Genomic DNA, 16,971 nt, shown 5'->3' with positions numbered 1-16,971 from the left:
AAACTGAAAAATGTAAAAATCTTAAAATAGAAGTATGCTATAATATCAATATAGTTATTTGGTAATTAAGGAAAGGATTGGATGGAATGATTGAAATTACGAATGTGTCAAAAAGTTATAATGGGTCTACCTATGCAGTAAAAGACTTAAGTTTATCTGTGCCTAGCGGCGAAATCTTTGGATTTTTAGGACCGAATGGTGCGGGTAAATCAACGACAATTAAGATGATTACTGGTATTCACGGGGTAGACAAAGGGACTATTACGATTAACGGAAAAAATATTATGGAAGAGCCGATGGAAGCGAAGAAGACGTTTGGTTATGTACCAGATAGTCCAGATATGTTTTTACGTTTAAAAGGAATTGAATATTTAAACTTTATGGCTGATATGTATGAAGTGCCAAAAGAAGTAAGGCAAGAACGAATAGAGTCTTTAGCGAAGAAGTTTGATCTTTATAATGCATTATCTGATCAAATTCAAAGTTATTCGCACGGTATGAGACAAAAAATCGTTATTATTGGTGTGCTCGTGCATGAGCCAGATGTATGGATTTTAGATGAACCGTTAACAGGGCTTGATCCGAAATCTGCATATATTTTAAAACAAATGATGAGAGAACATGCGGATAAAGGAAAGATTGTATTTTTCTCTACACACGTATTAGAAGTAGCGGAAAAAATATGTGACCGAGTTGCTATTATTAATAAGGGGAATTTGCAGTTTAAAGGAAATTTAGATGAGATGAGAGATCATTTTAAATCCAATGAATCACTTGAAAAAATGTTCTTGGAGATGACGGGAAATGAGTAAAATTTGGACGTTAACGAAGGTACTATTAAAGTTAAATTATGCAGATTTTATAACAGATAAGAAGAAGCGATGGGCGTATTTATTTTCATTTGCAGCTATTTTATTTGTTGGCTTTTTAATATTTGGTTCGATGACGCACGGAATGTATGAAGGTCTGAAACAATTAGGGCAAGGGCCGGGAATGATTATTGCAATGGGACTTGCGATTGCGAGTATATGGGTATTTTTAATGAGTATAACGAACATTTTAACTGTATTTTACTACAGCAATGATATTGAAATGTTACTGCCGTTACCATTAAAACCAGCGCAAATTATTTCGGCAAAATTTTTAACGGTATTAATTACACAATACGTAATGAGTTCATTCATTTTATTACCAATCTTCATTACGTACGGTTTAAAAAGTGGCGCATTTATTACATATTACATATATATGATTTTTATTTACTTACTCTTCCCAATCGTGCCGTTAGTATTAGCTTCGTTACTGATGACAATTATTATGAGGTATACAAATATAGCGAAAAATAAAGATCGAGGAAATATATTTATTGGAATCGTAAGTATATTATTTATTGTAGGAATTAACGTATTTATGCAGTGGAGAAATAAAAGTGCGTTTTCTGGAGACGGGGCTGCGGAATACCTTGTAAATAATCAATCTTCTCTTTTAGTACAAATGACAAATTATTTTCCAACTACATATTTTGGAGCAGTGGCATTAGTAGAAAATGCAAATTGGAAAGGTCCTTTATATGTAATAATCTTTGCAGTTATTTCATTTGTCTTCTTTGTGTTGTTTTATTACATTGCAGAGCGTACATATTTAAAAGGAGTTATTGGACTTTCAACGAGTACAGCAAAGAAGCAAGTTATTTCGGCGGAAGGTTTACAGAAATCAACAGTGCAAAGTTCTCATTTAAAAGCGTATGTGAAAAAAGAATTTAAAACGTTATTCCGTACACCACAATTTTTCTTAAATTGCATTGTACAAACTTTCGTTATGCCAATTATGTTGTTCTTTATTTTATTTGTGCAAGATGGGAATTTAAAGTTTATTACAGAGTATATTAACAATCCAGAGACAACGGGATTTGCAATTGGTGTTGGCCTTTGTGCATCGTTATTTTTAATGGGTAGTAACGTCATTGCAACAACGTCATTTTCGCGAGATGGAAGCTCTTGGTTTGTGAATCGTTATTTACCAGTAAAGGCTTCGGATATCTTTTTTGCGAAAGCAATCACTGCTTGGTTAATTAATGTGATCATTTTAGCAGTATTCGGTATTACGATGGCAGTTGTAGCTGGGATTTCTCCAGTCTTTATGATACTGTGGTTTTTACTAAGTGCGAACGGGTTGTTATTAATTAATTTAATCGGAACACGCTGGGACGCACAAACTGCAGATATTCATTGGGATACAGAGCAGAAATTATTTAAAAGTCGATATACCACTTTGTGGAATTTTTTGGCTAATATTTTAATAGCTTTAATTATTGTGGGGGGAGTAAGTGTATTATACTTCTTCCTTCATGTCGGACTATGGGTTATGTTTATCGTTTTATTTGTAATGTTTACGATTGTAAATTATATCTTTATTAAAATGTTAAAATTAGGTGCTGAACGTATACTGTCAAATATTCAATAAGAAGATAGATCCTCTGTATTCATGCAGGGGATCTGTGTATAGATGGAGGAGAAAAAGGTGAAGAAAATAGCAATTGTAACAGGGGCAACTCGTCTGAATGGAATTGGTGCAGCTGTATGCAAGGTGCTTGCTCAAAAGGGGATAGACATTTTTTTCACGTACTGGCCAAAGTATGATAAAGCGATGCCATGGGGAATGAGTGATCAAGAACCCTTTTTGCTGAAAAAGGAAATTGAAAGTTACGATGTTCGATGTGAAATGGCAGAAATCAATTTATCGCAATCTTATTCGCCAAATCGTTTGTTTTATATGGTATCAGAACGGTTAGGTGATCCATCTATTCTAGTTAATAATGCAGTGTATTCTACTCATACGAGAATTGAGGAATTAGATGTAGAGCAGTTGGATAAACATTATACAGTTAATGTTCGGGCTACTATGTTATTAAGTTCATTGTTTATAAAACATTATTCACTTAAAACGAGCGGGAGTATTATTAATCTTACTTCAGGACAGTCAGTAGGTCCAATGCCAGATGAACTAGCATATGCAGCAACGAAAGGGGCAATTGAAGCATTTACAAAGTCAGTAGCACCAGTTGCAATGGAGAAGGGGATTACAGTGAATGCTGTAGATCCAGGACCGACGAATACAGGATGGATTACAGAGGAGCTGAAGCATCATTTAGTATGGAAATTCCCGCAAGGTAAAGTAGGAGAACCGGTGGATGCTGCGCGCTTAATTTCTTTTTTAGTAAGTGAAGAAGCGAAATGGGTTACTGGGCAAGTCATTCACTCGAATGGTGGTTATTCATAAAAATATTATGTTAACAAATGTTGAGAAACAAAAAACGAAAGAAAATTTTATTTTTTTGTATAAATAAAATGTCAAGAAAGATAAAAATTTGATAGAAGAGTATATTGTCATATGAAGATAGTAATTCTTAATGTGACAATATACTCTTTTTCTTTTACTTGCGAGCAGAAAAATGAAGTAGAAGAAACTCGAATATTAAAATGAGTTTATCAGTTTTTGTACGTATTATTATGAAGATTACTGTCGGAAAGATGATAATTCGTATGAAAAGGGATTTTTTAAGGGGGAATCGAATCGTAAAGGGGAGGATAAATTATGTAAAACATAGGGGGATTTATATGAAAATGAAAAAGGTCGCTATCGCATCGATTACAATTGGTACAATGCTTACTATGGCAGCTTGTAGTCCTTCAGTAGATAAAGAAACGGAAAAGAAAGAGCAAGTAACTGCGCAAAATGATGGAGAAGCAAAAACGACAAGTGCAGATGAAGCGTCAAAAACAACGAAAGATACTGAAAAAGAAACAAATACTTCTTCAAATGAAAAAACAGATAAGGATGCAAAAAATACGAAAGAATCATCAGGAACAGAAAGTAACGGCAAAACGTCAACTCAAAACGAAAATGTAAAAACAAAAGAAAAAGAAACGACAGGAAAAACGAATGATCAAACGACTAGCGGGAAAACAGCAGATCAAAGCACAAGTACAAGCACAAACAATAACGGAAAGACAACGAAAGATCCGAAGAAAAGTGTTGCTGTGAAAACGAACGTTAAAGAAGTTGTAGCATTAATTGATAGCTTGGACAAGCAGTTAGCTGCTAATCCAAAATTGGAAACAGTGAATAAGCTTGGCAAACAAATTAATGAAAAGTGGGATGTGATTGAAAAAGAGCTAGAAGCATCACATCCGACGGATTCTAAAACAATCGGTCAAAGTATGTATCCGTTAATTGTAGGAGCGGAGAAAGAAAAAATCGATATTAATAAAATGAAATCATTAACGACGAAAACGAAAAAAGATTTAAATCAGTTATTGACGAAACTTTCATAGTTTCAAAAGCCTACTCGTGTGAGTAGGCCTTTTTTAGGTTGTTGTAATGTGCACAGTATAACTTATTTATTTTCATTTTCATTTTCAATTACGATGCGAAAGGAACTGAATGCTTGTTGACTGATATAATCTTCTTCGCTAACTTTAAAAGGAAATGGAAAAGCGACGAGTTGAAAATTACTTTCCTGATCCACTAAAGGCAATGTGAAATTAAAGATTTGTCTCGTTTCAGGTGCAAGCTTAGTATAAATAACTTTTCTATTGTTAAATATTTCAACTTGTTTCCAATCTTTAAAAGCCACGATTGCGTAAGTCATTTCATCATTTGTTTCATTACCGTTTGATAGAATTAATTGCTTGCCTTCCTTTTCAAAGAAGACAGTTTGTAAATTCTCTTCACGGTTCGTAACAAATAATGGTTCGTAAAGACCATCTTTTAAAATAGCATCTGGATCTATAAGGGAGAGTTTTATTTTTTCGCTTTCTTTCTGAAGAGGATGCATTGAATATCGCATACTTAGAATATCTTCTAAAATAGCTGCTTTATTTAAGTTATTATCTTTTAATTTGTATTCAGGTTTTTTTATTATTAAAAAGGTTAATTCACTTGCATTAGGAGAGGTGTGTAAAGAGATTTTCGTAGTAATTGAACTGTTTGGTTTCATATCAAAAAAATAGTGTAATATTTCATTAGTAGTATCTTCTATTTTAAAAGGTTTTTGTTCGTAATCTTCTAGAACAATTAATCCATATTTTCGGTTTTCATTAATAGTATGTACGAATGATAATGTTACATTAATTTTATTATCCTCACTAGTAATTGTACTACCATTGTTAATATGTTGGCCTTGATTATCCTTCAATCCGTAAGAAATAGTATTGGTTTGTTGCTCTCGTTTATTTTCTATGGAAGGTGGATGAGGTTGTATGATTGAAGTATTGAACAAAATATAAATTGTAAGTAATGAAATAAGTAAAACACCGCTAATAATATATATTTGTTTCATAAATAGCACCTCAATATATGTAAAATATTATAGAAAAAAGATATGCAAGATGCATATCTTTTTTCTCTTTCTTACCAGAAAGCTTTTGTTTCGTGATTCACATCATTATAACCACTTAATTTATAGGTATGGTTACCGATAGCGTAATCATCTCCATAATAAATGCTTGTGTTGGCCGCTGTAGCACTTACAAAGGATGATTTTTTTGCACTATTACTTTTCGTATTTACTAATGAGCCATCGCCATTGAAAGTTCTTGCTTTTGCATAAACATAGTCTTCGGTCGTAGTTGATTTCGATTTAGCAACTGCATATGGGTTACCAAAAAAGGGAGTATATACGCTAATGTTAGAGTCATTCTTAGGTGCAGCTGCAACAGTCAAACTAGGAACACTAGATGTTTTTGTTGATTGAATTGTATCAAAGTCAACTAAAACGGGCTGCTTGTCTACAGCATCGACCTCTGAAGCACTTGCGTTATTAGTAAAACCAAAACCTAAAACCGCTAACCCTAAAGTTGTCACCGATAAAGATTTTTTCATATTCACTAATTTTCCCACCTTTTTAAATTTTTGAGTTCGAACTCAATTCATACAATATATGAAAATTTCGAAACTCTCAATGGTTTATCCCATACTTAACTTTTCTTTTACTTTCGATTCAACATGTCTTCATTTGCAAAAAAGCGAATATATCTTCTAATGCTTAGCCAGCAAGGGATACAGGTTTAACTTTATGAGATTCGTGTAAATTTAAATCTATTCATGTCAGAATCTCTGTTATTTTTAAGTTCATATGGGAACCTTATTAAGAAAAGGATGGTAACAAAAATGACAATCGATCGAATTTGTACAATTGGACCCGCAAGTAATAATAAAGAAACGTTAGCGCAGTTAATAAAGAATGGTATGAAAATTGTTCGACTGAATTTATCGCATGGCACGCATGAAAGTCATAAAGACATCATTCGTTTAGTGAAATCATTAGATGACTCTATTAAATTTTTGGGTGATGTACAAGGACCTAAAATAAGATTAGGTGAAGTGAAGGGAGGGCAAATTACACTTCAGGCAGGAGATTCTTTTATTTTACATACAGAACCAGTTACAGGGAGTAATACAGAAGCGAGTGTTGATTATGAAGGAATACCGAATGATGTGAAAGTAGGCAGTAGAATTTTAATTAATGATGGAGAAGTTGAATTAATTGTTGAAAAGATAAGTACGGACAAAATAGAAACGAAGGTAAAAACAGGTGGCAATATCTCATCCCATAAAGGAGTTAATTTACCAGATGCGGCTGTTCGTTTACCAGCTATTACAGAGAAAGATAAAAAAGATATTCAGTTTCTTTTAGAGGAGAATGTTGATTTTATCGCGTGTTCTTTCGTAAGAAAACCTAGTCATATAAAAGAAATACGAGATTTTATACAACAGTATAAAGAAACGTCACCTAATGTAATTGCAAAAATAGAAACGATGGAAGCAATCGAGAATTTTCAAGATATATGTAAAGAAGCAGATGGAATTATGATTGCAAGGGGCGATTTAGGAGTAGAGTTACCGTATCAATGCATTCCGCTTTTACAGAAAATGATGATTCAGGAATGTAATCGAACGAATACATATGTCATTACAGCAACACAAATGCTTCAATCTATGGTAGATCATTCTATTCCAACAAGGGCTGAGGTGACTGATGTGTTTCAAGCTGTACTGGACGGGACGAATGCAGTTATGCTTTCAGCTGAAAGTGCATCAGGAGAACATCCAATCGAAAGTGTGAGAACATTACGTCTCGTTTCAGAATTTGCGGAGCATGTTAAAAAAGATGGACCTTTTGCGATGAAAGATGTACTGGAGTTACTGCATAAATCACTGAATGAGTGATGAATAAAAACACGAGGGCGGATATGCATCCGCCCTCGTGTTTTTCATTCATACTATTCTTGCTCTTGCTCATCCAAAATCTTTTCAAACGCAGCAGATACTTTATCAAACTCTTCATCATTTTCAATGTATGAAAACTCATTATCTTCTTCTACTTTTAAAAAGAAAATATCAATGTCTTCCTCAGTTTCTGTTTGGATATCTTCAACAAAGGCAACTGCAATATATTCTGCACCTTCGACATCCATCGCTCCAAGTACTTCTACTTCTTGCTCTTCGTTATTCTCATCACTAAGAGTAAACACTTCGCCAACTTCAATATCAGACATATTCATTCTCCTCCTGTTCGACTCTAAAAATAGAGCACTCAAACTGTATACATACTAACATATCTTTCCATGAAAAACCAAATTCATACGTAAGAAAACAATTCATTCTTCTTTAGTATGAGTATACAGCTATTAGGAGCATTATTTGTCTGTGCTATATTACTTAATCCATTCAACAATTGTATCCATAGTCTGTCTTGTTTTATCACGTTTTGGATCTTCTTTACGGTAACCAAAGGCAACCATAACTGATACTTCAAGATTATCGCCTTGTATAATGCCTTCTTGACGAAGTAAGGAGTCTACTTTCTCTTTATCGAATCCTTCTATCGGACAAGAATCAATGCCGATTTGAGCTGCGCTCGTCATCATATTACCTAAAGCAATATAAGTTTGTTTAGATGCCCAATCAAATACAGTACGATCGGATTGTAATAAGTTAAAATCTGTTTCCTGGAACTTTTTGAAGAATTCATATCTAATTTTTTGAGTGTCTTCAGGCAATCCAATAATATCGTTCATCATATATTTAATATACTCTGCATCATAATGCATATCTTTAATGTTTCTTGAAAGAACAATGACGAAATGGCTTGCTGTTGCAAGTTGCCCACCAGCGCCCCATGAATACGGTTGTAGTTTTTCTCTTAATTCTTTATTTTGTACGACAATAAATTTCCAAGGTTCATATCCAAAAGAAGAAGGAGATAATCTGCCTGTTTCTAAAATGAATTTAAAATCCTCTTCTGAAATTTTGTGCATAGGATCGAATTCTTTACATGCATGTCTGAAATGAAAAGCCTCCATAATCTTTTCTTTTGTAATTTCGTTTGTATTTGTCATAAAAGTTCCTCTTTTCGTTAATTTATTTTGTAAGTAAATTATATTTTTAAAGTAACATAGATACAAGTACGCACATTTATGTGGTATAGTATCAAAAAAGATACTAATGTTAAGGGAAGGGATTTATTATGGATTGTCCAAACGAAAATAATATAAATTACCCATTTTTAAATAAATATTCTTGTCCAGTTGAAGCGATGGTAGAGGTGATTGGTGGAAAATGGAAAGGTGTTATTTTGTATCATTTATTAGATGGGAAAAAGAGGTTTAATGAATTAAAAAGATTAAAACCTAATATCACACAAAGAATGTTAACACTTCAGCTGAGAGAACTTGAAGCTGATGGCATTATACATCGTGAAGTATACCGTGAAGTGCCACCTAAAGTTGAATATTCGTTAACTGAGCTTGGTGAATCACTACGTCCAGTGATTCTATTAATGATGGAATGGGCAACTCATAATATGGAGAAAGTTTTGGAGAGTAGGAACACGAAAAATAATAGTTAAGAGTTGAAATTGTTATAGAAGAAATAATTGTAGAAATAAAAGGTGTTTTCATACGTGAAAACACCTTTTATTTTTAAATTTTTTTACTTTTTAACTTCAACTGCTGAAGTTGGAAAATTATTTAAGTTTGCAATTTGACCATACCAATCAGCGTGTTTAAAAACAACACCTTTTCCATATCCGTCCGTTGAAGTACGTTCCCATAGCGTTGTTGAATAGCTAGCAGTGGGGGATGCTGTACGTACAGAAACAATTTGATTTTGCCAACTAGCAGACAAGTTTTTATAACCGCTACTTAGAGAAAAATACTCGCTACCTTGATTTGTGTGTTTATAGAAGTCTGTACTACCAGGTCCGCTTCCACCAACACCAAGGGGAGTGATTGAATTATTCAACCTTTGTTTATCTTTTTCAATAAAAGACTCTAAACTTTCTTTGCTCGAAAATCCATAAGATAACCAGTCTCCATTTTGATTTTGTTTCGGTAGAACTAATGTTATTTTTATGTCTTCCTTTGATGGAGCACTCAATTTGTTAAACGAATCAACAGTCTTTTCATCTACAGTTACATATTCGAAAGAGGAAATCGAATAATCCTTTTCGGTACTAGCTGATACTAATCCCACTCCTCCAGTTAACGACGAAACAGTTAATAATGCACCTGCTATCAACTTTTTAAGCATGGATTCATCTCCTTAAAACTTAGATTTTTTACATAACTAAAATGTATGTTAATTTGAATGTTTTATAAATATTTAGAAATTTATAAAAATTAAACAGAATATTCTTTTATTATTCTGGAGTAAGGAAAGTAATTAAAAATGAAAAAAGGTTTACTTAAAAAGTAAATCCTTTTTGCCGGCCCATTTCAAAACTAGATGGATTAAAGTTTCATTTTATCCATCTATAAATCATAAACTTCTTTTGCATTCGTAGAAGCCGCATCTAATAAAAGGAAAATGGCTGCTATAATATGTAGAACGATTACTATATAAGGAAAGAAGGCAACTAGAGTAACGATAATGCCGATATAATGAGGGTACGTATTCATGTCTACTTTTTTAGCTAATAAAATAGTAGTGATATGCAACACAATCAATAGAAGTAAAGGTATCCCATATAGGTTAACGTGACTTAGAAATAAATAATAACAAGGAAGTAATAAAAGATGATAGATCCCTGTAGTCCACTTTAGTGCTTGGATGTAGGTTTTCAAAGTTAATCCTCCTAAAACAATTCATATCTATATATTGCCAAAAATAATGAATAATTTGATATTATATATTTGTAGCTTTGAGTAGATTATAATTATTTTATGTAAACTAATTATAATCTATAAAATAGAAAAACCACCCAAACGAGGGTGGTTCGTATTATAAATAACTACTTAAAGAAGAAAGGGCGACATTCACCTCACTACCTTCTTTCATATTCCGCAGCACAACAGTGTTTGTACTAAGTTCTTCGTCCCCAATAATAAGCACGTAAGGGATATTTTCTTTATTGGCATAATTCAGGGCACGTTTTAATTTGCGTCCTGCTAGTTCGAGTTCGATTTTTAAGGAAGTGGTAGAACGTAATTGCTGGGCGATTTGTAAGCATTGTAACTCTGTCCCGAGTGGGATGATAAATAAATTCGCTGTAGATGAGACTGTTTCTTTCTGTGATAGTGCTGTATAAATAACGTCTAAACCGAATGAAATACCGACTGTTGGATAGTTCATATTATCACCACGGAATGCTCCAATAATGTTATCGTAACGGCCGCCGCTACCTATGCTAGATGTAATTGAGCCATCTTTTAGGAAGATTTCATATACAGTTCCTGTATACATTGTGAGTCCTCGCGCTAAAAACGGGTTGAATATCGTATTTTCATTTATTCCAAGGGCGATTAAATATTGCTGTAATTGTTGTAGTTCGTTTACTCCATCGGCAACGAGTGGATTATTGAAAGCTTCTTTAAAGTCAGCGATAGTAAGCTTTAGACAAGATAATACGGTATTACATATCGTATCAGCCATTTCTTCAGAAATTCCGCGCTCTAATACATCTTTTTGTACACCATCAATCCCAATCTTTTCGATTTTATCTAATGATAAAATGACGTCACTTGTTAACTCAGTAGGGATGTTAATGGCCTGAAGAATACCATTTAACAATTTTCGGTTATTATATTGGATCGTTATCTCTAAGTTTAACGTTCGGAACAGCTCAAACGCCATACTCATGAGTTCCGCTTCTGCCATGACTGATTCTACACCGACTATATCAACGTCGCATTGTATAAATTCACGAAATCTTCCTTGTTTAATTGGCCCATCTCGAAATACTTTCCCAATTTCATACCGTTTAAAAGGGAGGCGGATGTTCTGGTTCATTGCCACGACTTTTGCGAATGGAATAGTTAAATCGTATCGTAACGCAAGGTCACGTTTTCCTTGATCTTGAAGTGTATATATTTCTTTTAATATTTCATCGCCACCACCGTACTTGTAAGACATAAGCTCATGCATATTTAACGTCGGCGTTTCTAAAGGTTTGCATCCGTATCGTTCAAACGTATCTTCACAAGCTCTTTTAATTTTATTTCGCAGCACTTGCTCCTCTGGTAAATAGTCTTTCGTTCCTTTTACATTTCTCATTTCCATTGTAATCACTCCTTTTTTAAATTAAAAAAAGCTATGCAGGTATAAAAATACCCACATAGCTTTATGAACGCTTCGTGGGTCAACAGGAAAAGCCCTGTACCCACGAAGAAAAATTTTTCTTCGGATACACGGCGTTACGTATGATGATGAAGTTGGAAAGAAGTATTAACATTTCGCATTGCAAATCTCTCCTTAACGTAAGTTTTTCCAAATTATATTAGATGATTTTTGAATTATCAATATTTTTAGTTTTGAAAAATACGTGAAGTTATGTAGGAGAAATGGAAAAGGGTGTATAATAAAGGAAAACTTAATGATATGAAATAAAGTTTTAAGGAGAACGCTATGAAAAAAGATAAAACAAATGCGATGCGAATATTAGATAAAGAAAAAATTGAATATTCGATGATGTCATATGATCCAGACGATGGGAAAATTGATGGCGTATCAGTGGCAGAGAAAATTGGACGAGAAGTGAGAGAAGTATATAAAACGTTAATCGCTCAAGGAAATAGTAAAAATTATCATGTGTTTATTATTCCGGTAGATGAGGAACTGAATTTAAAAGCTGCCGCAAAAGCAGTAAGTGAAAAGAAAATTGAAATGATTCCTGTTAAAGATATTACGAAAGTGTCAGGATACATTCGCGGCGGTTGTTCACCAGTTGGAATGAAAAAGTTATTTTCTACATGTATTGATGAAAGTGCCCAATCACTTGAAACGATGATAGTAAGTGGCGGGAAAATTGGTATACAAATTGAGCTTAAAGTAGATGACTTGGCGAAAGTGACGAGAGCGCAGTTTGGTGAAATTACGAAATAATGATACATAGGAAAAGAAGTTCTAGTTTTATCCCGCTATTTGCCGGGCAGTAAGACCTTCACCTCAAAATTCAGCGGAAGCAAAGAAATTAGGTGGGGATCAACTGCCCGTAAAAGCCCAATTGGTGAGGGCTGATTAAAGTTTCACTTTATTGAATTTAGATAATAATTTAGAGGATAGTTAGTCCATTATGGGGCTGATTGTCCTTTTTTATTTACAAACTGGATAAAGATTGAATGTTTAGTTTGATATAGGCATGTAATCTGAATTGTTTGTTTGGCTTTGGGAGAAGGTAAATCCTCGATGTAAGAACTTTAAATAAGTTACGCTTAAAGATAGACAAGTGACGGGAGAGTGTTCAATGGGGGTTCAAGAAATACTCTAAGAAAGCAAGTATTGGGGGCAGTGTTTTTGCCCCCTAAGCTAAGAGTATGCAAGATTTTATACAGTTTTTTGGCTAATCCAGTAACAAACAAGAGCACTAAAACCGCGTTAGGATAGGAATGTATAAAAAATGTATAGATTCATAGAACTAAAAAAGAAGTTTCACTTGTGAGAGCAGGGTTGTCCTTTTTCATTGCTACTGATAATGAGACGTTATGTTAACTAATTTTGAATATCGTATACAGACTAAAAACAGAGAAAACTTCCTGTTGTGTAGGGTATTTTTTCTGTTTTTTTGATGATAGTTGTTAACTAATGTCTCACATTTCAAAAAAACAACTTTTTTGTTTGCTTGTCCACACCATTTCACCTCTTTGTGAATTTTATAGTGTTAAAGGAGGTGAAAAGAATGAATGAAGATATTATTTCAATTGGAGCAAATTGTATAGTGAGAATTAGAAACAGATTCTTTCTTTTAGTAGAAATTGAAGTGGAAGTTGGAAATGTAGCCATAGAGGAATTTGTTTTTATTCGAATATCTGAGCAAGAAGCTAGAACATTGTTAGCAGGGGGTATTCAACGTTGTACTATTTCCAATTGTATTCCTAGGTCTAATGATGATTTAGAAGTAGAATTCATTTGTGTTTTAATCGTAGGTGGGGAAGCATTTGCGGTTTTTGATGTAGAAGACGATGTTGATGAAGCTGTACTTGTTCCAATTTCATTAAGAGAAGCCGAGCGTTTAATCTGTAGAGGAGCAAGACGATGTACAGTTATTAATAGATAAGAGTAAGCCTTTTGGGTACTAAAGAGGTTTCATTTTGTGTGGCTTCTTGTAAGAATATGATTATGGAAATATGTATATCCTCCAGAGTACTTAACTGGAGGATGTTTTTTAGACTTCTAGATGTATTAACTACTGATAATAAGACGTTATATTAATTTGGTTTGGACATTGTATACATCGTCTTTTCTTCAACTAAGAGTGCAGATTCATACAGTAAAAATTACTTTTTTAACTATAAAATAAGAAGAAATGAACCTATATTACTACTGATAGAGCTATGTTATAATGAAAATAAGGGTTTTATCCTTATTTTCATTATACTAGGAGAGTGTTTAACATGATTATCAAGTTCATTCGTTTACGTTAATTTTAAACACAATTCGTTATGCCTGACTATTTTTTTCAAAATGTGTGGGTTTATTTGGTTGTGTCTTTTTTTATTAACTAAATACGAATGAAATGAGGAGTTAATCATGACTGAACAGATTATTAAAATTAATAAAATTGATATATGTACAGAGAGCTTTGGTAATTCAGCAGATCCAGCAGTCTTACTAATTATGGGAGCCATGTGTTCAATGGTTTATTGGGATGAAGAATTTTGTCAACAATTAGCTGATACGGGCCGATATGTTATTCGTTATGATAATAGAGATGTCGGACGGTCAACTACTTATGAACCGGGGAGTTCCCACTATACTGTGGTAGATATGGCTGATGATGCGATTGGGGTACTCGATGCATATCATATTGACGAAGCACATATTGTTGGAATGTCATTAGGTGGAATGATTGCTCAAATTGTAGCCTTAAGGAACCCTGAGAGAGTTATAAGTATAACTTTGATTGCATCAGGTATTTTTGGTTCTGAAGATAACGACCGAAATTTGCCTCCGATCGATGAAAAGATACTCGCTTACCATACTAATGCGGCCAAACTAAATTGGTCGGATGAAGAATCTGTTGCAAATTACTTGGTTGCAGGATCAGCATTACTTTGTGGTTCAAAGCATAAATTCGATAAGAAGAGGGCTTATAAGCAGGTAGAAAACGAAATAAAACGGGCAAATAATCTACTCAGTATGTTTAATCATTCCCTTCTTAAAGGTGAGGATTCTTATGAGGGGAGATTAAAAGAAATCAATATACCTACTTTGGTTATCCATGGTACAGAAGATACAGTGCTTTCATACGAGCATGGTCTTGCTCTTGTTAATGAAATTCCGCATGCTGTGTTATTACCCTTAGAAGGATCGGGTCACGAGATTCACTGTGACGATTGGAATCATATAATCAATGCTATTTTGAATCATACTTCAGTCCTGTAATCATTATAGAAATCGTATAAAACAAAAAATATTTGGAAAAAGGGTTACAATCGAATCTGTAACCCTTTTTCTCTATTAAAAATCAATTTTAGAGCTGTTACTCATTTAAAGAATAGTAATACGCTTATTTATTGGTGTTTACTTCCAATAACGAAAATTATGTAAATAAGCTGTTCACTGGATTCTCGTAGAAAACTGTGGTGATATAAAATTTTTGATTTTGTAGCACTTCAAAATCTTAGCTAGATGCCTTTTTATTAAGTTTAATATCTATGACCTAAATATAATAGAATTTGAAGCTTCTTTTTATTTTAAATAAATTGAGTAATTAGATTATAACGTTAATACGTATGAATGAATATCATAACAATATAATGGAGGTGATGTTATATGGCTCTTACTACAGGACCAATTGAAAACGTAGGAAATCAACCTGCTAACGCAAATAAAGTTAGGGTGAAGATCCTTAACCGTACTGCGGGCCCACTTACTGGAGTAGCTAGAGTTTTTAGACTTGACGGTTCATTAGTATTAATTGAACAGGTAAACTTCAATGTGAATTCTAATGCTTCTACTTTTGCAACTCTAAGTTTAGTTCATCCTACTTTTGGACAAGCATTTGAATATGAAGTTCAAATTGTTCCTAATCAACCTGGTGGACTATATAGTGTTTATGGACTAACAGCTGAAAATGTTATTATTACTGCACAACGTGTTGTGAACGCAGAATTGACACAGTTTCTTTAATTAAAATAGATTGGTGCCTACATGGTATCCAATCTATTTTTGTGCGTATTATTCAGAGAAAGAAAGGTTTTACACAAAAATAAAGACAGTTATGGAAAAGGGAAAAGTCGAGCTATCATCTTGATTTTTATTATTTCTGTCTTAGATTGTATCTGTTTTGTGGCACGGTTTTCTTTGAATGCATTTTATTCAAACTGTTTTTTAAAGTATTTATCAAATATGCATTATTGCATAAATAAATTTAAATTTATAAGTTAATATTAAACTACTTTTAAATTGTAAAGAATATTTTAATAATCTTTATAGGAGAAGGATATTTCTTGTTAAAAGTGAAATTGTTTGGAATGTGAATAAATAAAAAGTTTAGAAGTGATACAGACTGGATAGAGTCTTGTATTAAATAAACAGAAAAGGGGTATGGGTTTCTAAAAGGTTTCGGGAGTTAGAAAGCATTTTTTAGTGAATAGCTTCAAATTATATTTTAAAGGGGAAATGGGTATATGAAGTTTCGAAATACAAAGATTGCTATGATTACACTGTCTTCATTTTTTATTTTAGGTTCTGCATCTCTATCATTCACAGATACTATACACGGTGAAGTAGCTTCTGCATCAGCACAAGAGATTATTGTGAAAAATTATGACGATACATATTATAATAACGCAATAGGAAAAACGGGGTTAGAATTAAAGAAGGAACTGCATAATATTATTGATAATCATACAAAGTTATCATACAGTGCGGTTTGGGAAGCACTAAGAGATACTGATGAAGATCCAAATAATAAAAATAATGTGATACTCTTATATACTGGTCGTTCGCAAGGGAAACTTACGAATGGATCAGGAGTAAATAACTGGAACCGAGAGCATGTTTGGGCAAAATCTCACGGTGACTTTGGAACGACTGCAGGACCTGGAACAGATCTACATCATTTAAGAGCGACGGATGTATCTGTAAATAGTTCACGTGGAAATCTAGATTTTGATAATGGTGGTGTGAATCATTCTGAAGCGACAGAGTGTAAATATGATAGTGATTCTTGGGAACCTCGTGATAGTGTAAAAGGAGATATTGCTAGAATGCTGTTTTATATGGCTGTTCGTTACGAGGGAGACAACAGCGAAATAGATTTAGAACTGAATGAAAAAGTAAATAACAATAAAGATCCATACATGGGGAAACTATCTGTCTTATTAAAATGGAATGAACAAGACCCGGTCGATGATTTAGAGCGAAAGCGTAATGAAGTGATTTTTACAAAATATCAACATAACCGCAATCCTTTTATTGATCATCCTGAATGGGTAAATAAAATCTGGAACTAAGATCTTTAAAGGT

General features: G+C 33.4%; 18 protein-coding genes. 11 read left to right on the top strand and 7 right to left on the bottom strand.

What is annotated here, in order from left to right; translation table 11 throughout:
• Positions 1-86 precede the first annotated feature (86 nt).
• From NST86_RS16760 to NST86_RS16745, 4 genes are all read left to right on the top strand, one after another.
• A complete protein-coding gene (locus tag NST86_RS16760; protein ID WP_086423504.1) occupies positions 87-812 on the top strand; it encodes an ABC transporter ATP-binding protein in 726 nt (241 codons plus the stop codon).
• The gene (locus tag NST86_RS16755) at positions 805-2,463 is read left to right on the top strand and encodes a putative ABC transporter permease subunit (protein WP_000036856.1); all 1,659 of its coding nucleotides are present in this window, start codon (positions 805-807) and stop codon (positions 2,461-2,463) included. The genes NST86_RS16760 and NST86_RS16755 overlap by 8 nt, the downstream gene beginning before the upstream one ends.
• A 57-nt stretch (positions 2,464-2,520) precedes the next feature.
• On the top strand, positions 2,521-3,279 hold the full coding sequence (locus NST86_RS16750; RefSeq protein ID WP_033683918.1) for an SDR family oxidoreductase: 759 nt from the start codon (positions 2,521-2,523) through the stop codon (positions 3,277-3,279).
• A 338-nt stretch (positions 3,280-3,617) separates the two neighbouring features.
• Positions 3,618-4,334 (top strand): hypothetical protein, encoded by a 717-nt coding sequence (locus NST86_RS16745; RefSeq protein WP_000782566.1) that lies wholly within the window; start codon positions 3,618-3,620, stop codon positions 4,332-4,334.
• A gap of 62 nt (positions 4,335-4,396) precedes the next feature.
• On the opposite strand, the gene NST86_RS16740 is transcribed toward NST86_RS16745, so the two are convergent.
• Together NST86_RS16740 and NST86_RS16735 are read right to left on the bottom strand one after the other, a co-directional pair.
• On the bottom strand, positions 4,397-5,341 hold the full coding sequence (locus tag NST86_RS16740) for a hypothetical protein (protein WP_086423505.1): 945 nt from the start codon (positions 5,339-5,341) through the stop codon (positions 4,397-4,399).
• Between the two features lie 71 nt (positions 5,342-5,412).
• Complete coding sequence (locus NST86_RS16735) at positions 5,413-5,889, bottom strand: hypothetical protein (RefSeq protein WP_061663342.1); 477 nt, start codon at positions 5,887-5,889, stop codon at positions 5,413-5,415.
• Between the two features lie 282 nt (positions 5,890-6,171).
• Between NST86_RS16735 and NST86_RS16730 the strand changes: the two genes are divergently transcribed.
• A complete protein-coding gene (locus tag NST86_RS16730) occupies positions 6,172-7,230 on the top strand; it encodes a pyruvate kinase (protein WP_140159053.1) in 1,059 nt (352 codons plus the stop codon).
• A 53-nt stretch (positions 7,231-7,283) separates the two neighbouring features.
• On the opposite strand, the gene NST86_RS16725 is transcribed toward NST86_RS16730, so the two are convergent.
• Complete coding sequence (locus NST86_RS16725; RefSeq protein WP_002005464.1) at positions 7,284-7,565, bottom strand: DUF1292 domain-containing protein; 282 nt, start codon at positions 7,563-7,565, stop codon at positions 7,284-7,286.
• Positions 7,566-7,718: 153 nt separating this feature from the next.
• Positions 7,719-8,402, bottom strand: a complete 684-nt coding sequence (locus NST86_RS16720) for an NAD(P)H-dependent oxidoreductase (protein ID WP_000185718.1) — start codon at positions 8,400-8,402, stop codon at positions 7,719-7,721.
• Positions 8,403-8,530: 128 nt separating this feature from the next.
• On the opposite strand from NST86_RS16720, the gene NST86_RS16715 reads away from it, so the two are divergent.
• Complete coding sequence (locus NST86_RS16715; RefSeq protein WP_000340574.1) at positions 8,531-8,911, top strand: winged helix-turn-helix transcriptional regulator; 381 nt, start codon at positions 8,531-8,533, stop codon at positions 8,909-8,911.
• Between the two features lie 83 nt (positions 8,912-8,994).
• On the opposite strand, the gene NST86_RS16710 is transcribed toward NST86_RS16715, so the two are convergent.
• The 3 genes from NST86_RS16710 to NST86_RS16700 form a co-directional block, all read right to left on the bottom strand.
• Complete coding sequence (locus tag NST86_RS16710) at positions 8,995-9,594, bottom strand: hypothetical protein (protein WP_000914243.1); 600 nt, start codon at positions 9,592-9,594, stop codon at positions 8,995-8,997.
• Between the two features lie 221 nt (positions 9,595-9,815).
• Positions 9,816-10,127 (bottom strand): hypothetical protein, encoded by a 312-nt coding sequence (locus NST86_RS16705; RefSeq protein WP_078438840.1) that lies wholly within the window; start codon positions 10,125-10,127, stop codon positions 9,816-9,818.
• Positions 10,128-10,284: 157 nt separating this feature from the next.
• A complete protein-coding gene (locus NST86_RS16700; RefSeq protein WP_086423507.1) occupies positions 10,285-11,562 on the bottom strand; it encodes a histidine--tRNA ligase in 1,278 nt (425 codons plus the stop codon).
• 345 nt (positions 11,563-11,907) lie between these two features.
• Here NST86_RS16700 and ybaK point away from each other — a divergent pair, with 345 nt between their 5' ends.
• From ybaK to NST86_RS16675, 5 genes are all read left to right on the top strand, one after another.
• Positions 11,908-12,384 carry a Cys-tRNA(Pro) deacylase gene (ybaK, locus tag NST86_RS16695; protein WP_001992643.1) on the top strand — a complete coding sequence of 159 codons (477 nt, stop codon included), beginning with the start codon at positions 11,908-11,910 and terminating at the stop codon, positions 12,382-12,384.
• Between the two features lie 793 nt (positions 12,385-13,177).
• Complete coding sequence (locus NST86_RS16690; protein WP_016118312.1) at positions 13,178-13,555, top strand: hypothetical protein; 378 nt, start codon at positions 13,178-13,180, stop codon at positions 13,553-13,555.
• A 473-nt stretch (positions 13,556-14,028) separates the two neighbouring features.
• Positions 14,029-14,883, top strand: coding sequence for an alpha/beta fold hydrolase (locus NST86_RS16685; protein WP_016118311.1), 855 nt, complete (start codon positions 14,029-14,031; stop codon positions 14,881-14,883).
• Between the two features lie 390 nt (positions 14,884-15,273).
• On the top strand, positions 15,274-15,630 hold the full coding sequence (locus NST86_RS16680; protein ID WP_001229417.1) for a hypothetical protein: 357 nt from the start codon (positions 15,274-15,276) through the stop codon (positions 15,628-15,630).
• A gap of 500 nt (positions 15,631-16,130) precedes the next feature.
• Complete coding sequence (locus tag NST86_RS16675) at positions 16,131-16,958, top strand: endonuclease I family protein (RefSeq protein ID WP_086423246.1); 828 nt, start codon at positions 16,131-16,133, stop codon at positions 16,956-16,958.
• The last annotated feature ends 13 nt before the right edge of the window (positions 16,959-16,971 follow it).

Origin of the sequence: Bacillus sp. FSL L8-0199 (genome assembly GCF_038005705.1) — a bacterium.
GTDB classification, from domain to species: domain Bacteria; phylum Bacillota; class Bacilli; order Bacillales; family Bacillaceae_G; genus Bacillus_A; species Bacillus_A cereus.
This window is presented reverse-complemented; position numbering and strand designations above follow the sequence as displayed.

What these genes read in the sequence shown, in the direction of transcription:
- NST86_RS16760 (WP_086423504.1), top strand. Translation starts at nt 87, where the DNA reads ATGATTGAAATTACGAATGTGTCAAAAAGTTATAATGGGTCTACCTAT.
- NST86_RS16755 (WP_000036856.1), top strand. Translation starts at nt 805, where the DNA reads ATGAGTAAAATTTGGACGTTAACGAAGGTACTATTAAAGTTAAATTAT.
- NST86_RS16745 (WP_000782566.1), top strand. Translation starts at nt 3,618, where the DNA reads ATGAAAATGAAAAAGGTCGCTATCGCATCGATTACAATTGGTACAATG.
- NST86_RS16740 (WP_086423505.1), bottom strand. Translation starts at nt 5,341, where the DNA reads ATGAAACAAATATATATTATTAGCGGTGTTTTACTTATTTCATTACTT.
- NST86_RS16730 (WP_140159053.1), top strand. Translation starts at nt 6,172, where the DNA reads ATGACAATCGATCGAATTTGTACAATTGGACCCGCAAGTAATAATAAA.
- NST86_RS16725 (WP_002005464.1), bottom strand. Translation starts at nt 7,565, where the DNA reads ATGAATATGTCTGATATTGAAGTTGGCGAAGTGTTTACTCTTAGTGAT.
- NST86_RS16720 (WP_000185718.1), bottom strand. Translation starts at nt 8,402, where the DNA reads ATGACAAATACAAACGAAATTACAAAAGAAAAGATTATGGAGGCTTTT.
- NST86_RS16715 (WP_000340574.1), top strand. Translation starts at nt 8,531, where the DNA reads ATGGATTGTCCAAACGAAAATAATATAAATTACCCATTTTTAAATAAA.
- NST86_RS16710 (WP_000914243.1), bottom strand. Translation starts at nt 9,594, where the DNA reads ATGCTTAAAAAGTTGATAGCAGGTGCATTATTAACTGTTTCGTCGTTA.
- NST86_RS16700 (WP_086423507.1), bottom strand. Translation starts at nt 11,562, where the DNA reads ATGGAAATGAGAAATGTAAAAGGAACGAAAGACTATTTACCAGAGGAG.
- ybaK (WP_001992643.1), top strand. Translation starts at nt 11,908, where the DNA reads ATGAAAAAAGATAAAACAAATGCGATGCGAATATTAGATAAAGAAAAA.
- NST86_RS16690 (WP_016118312.1), top strand. Translation starts at nt 13,178, where the DNA reads ATGAATGAAGATATTATTTCAATTGGAGCAAATTGTATAGTGAGAATT.
- NST86_RS16685 (WP_016118311.1), top strand. Translation starts at nt 14,029, where the DNA reads ATGACTGAACAGATTATTAAAATTAATAAAATTGATATATGTACAGAG.
- NST86_RS16680 (WP_001229417.1), top strand. Translation starts at nt 15,274, where the DNA reads ATGGCTCTTACTACAGGACCAATTGAAAACGTAGGAAATCAACCTGCT.
- NST86_RS16675 (WP_086423246.1), top strand. Translation starts at nt 16,131, where the DNA reads ATGAAGTTTCGAAATACAAAGATTGCTATGATTACACTGTCTTCATTT.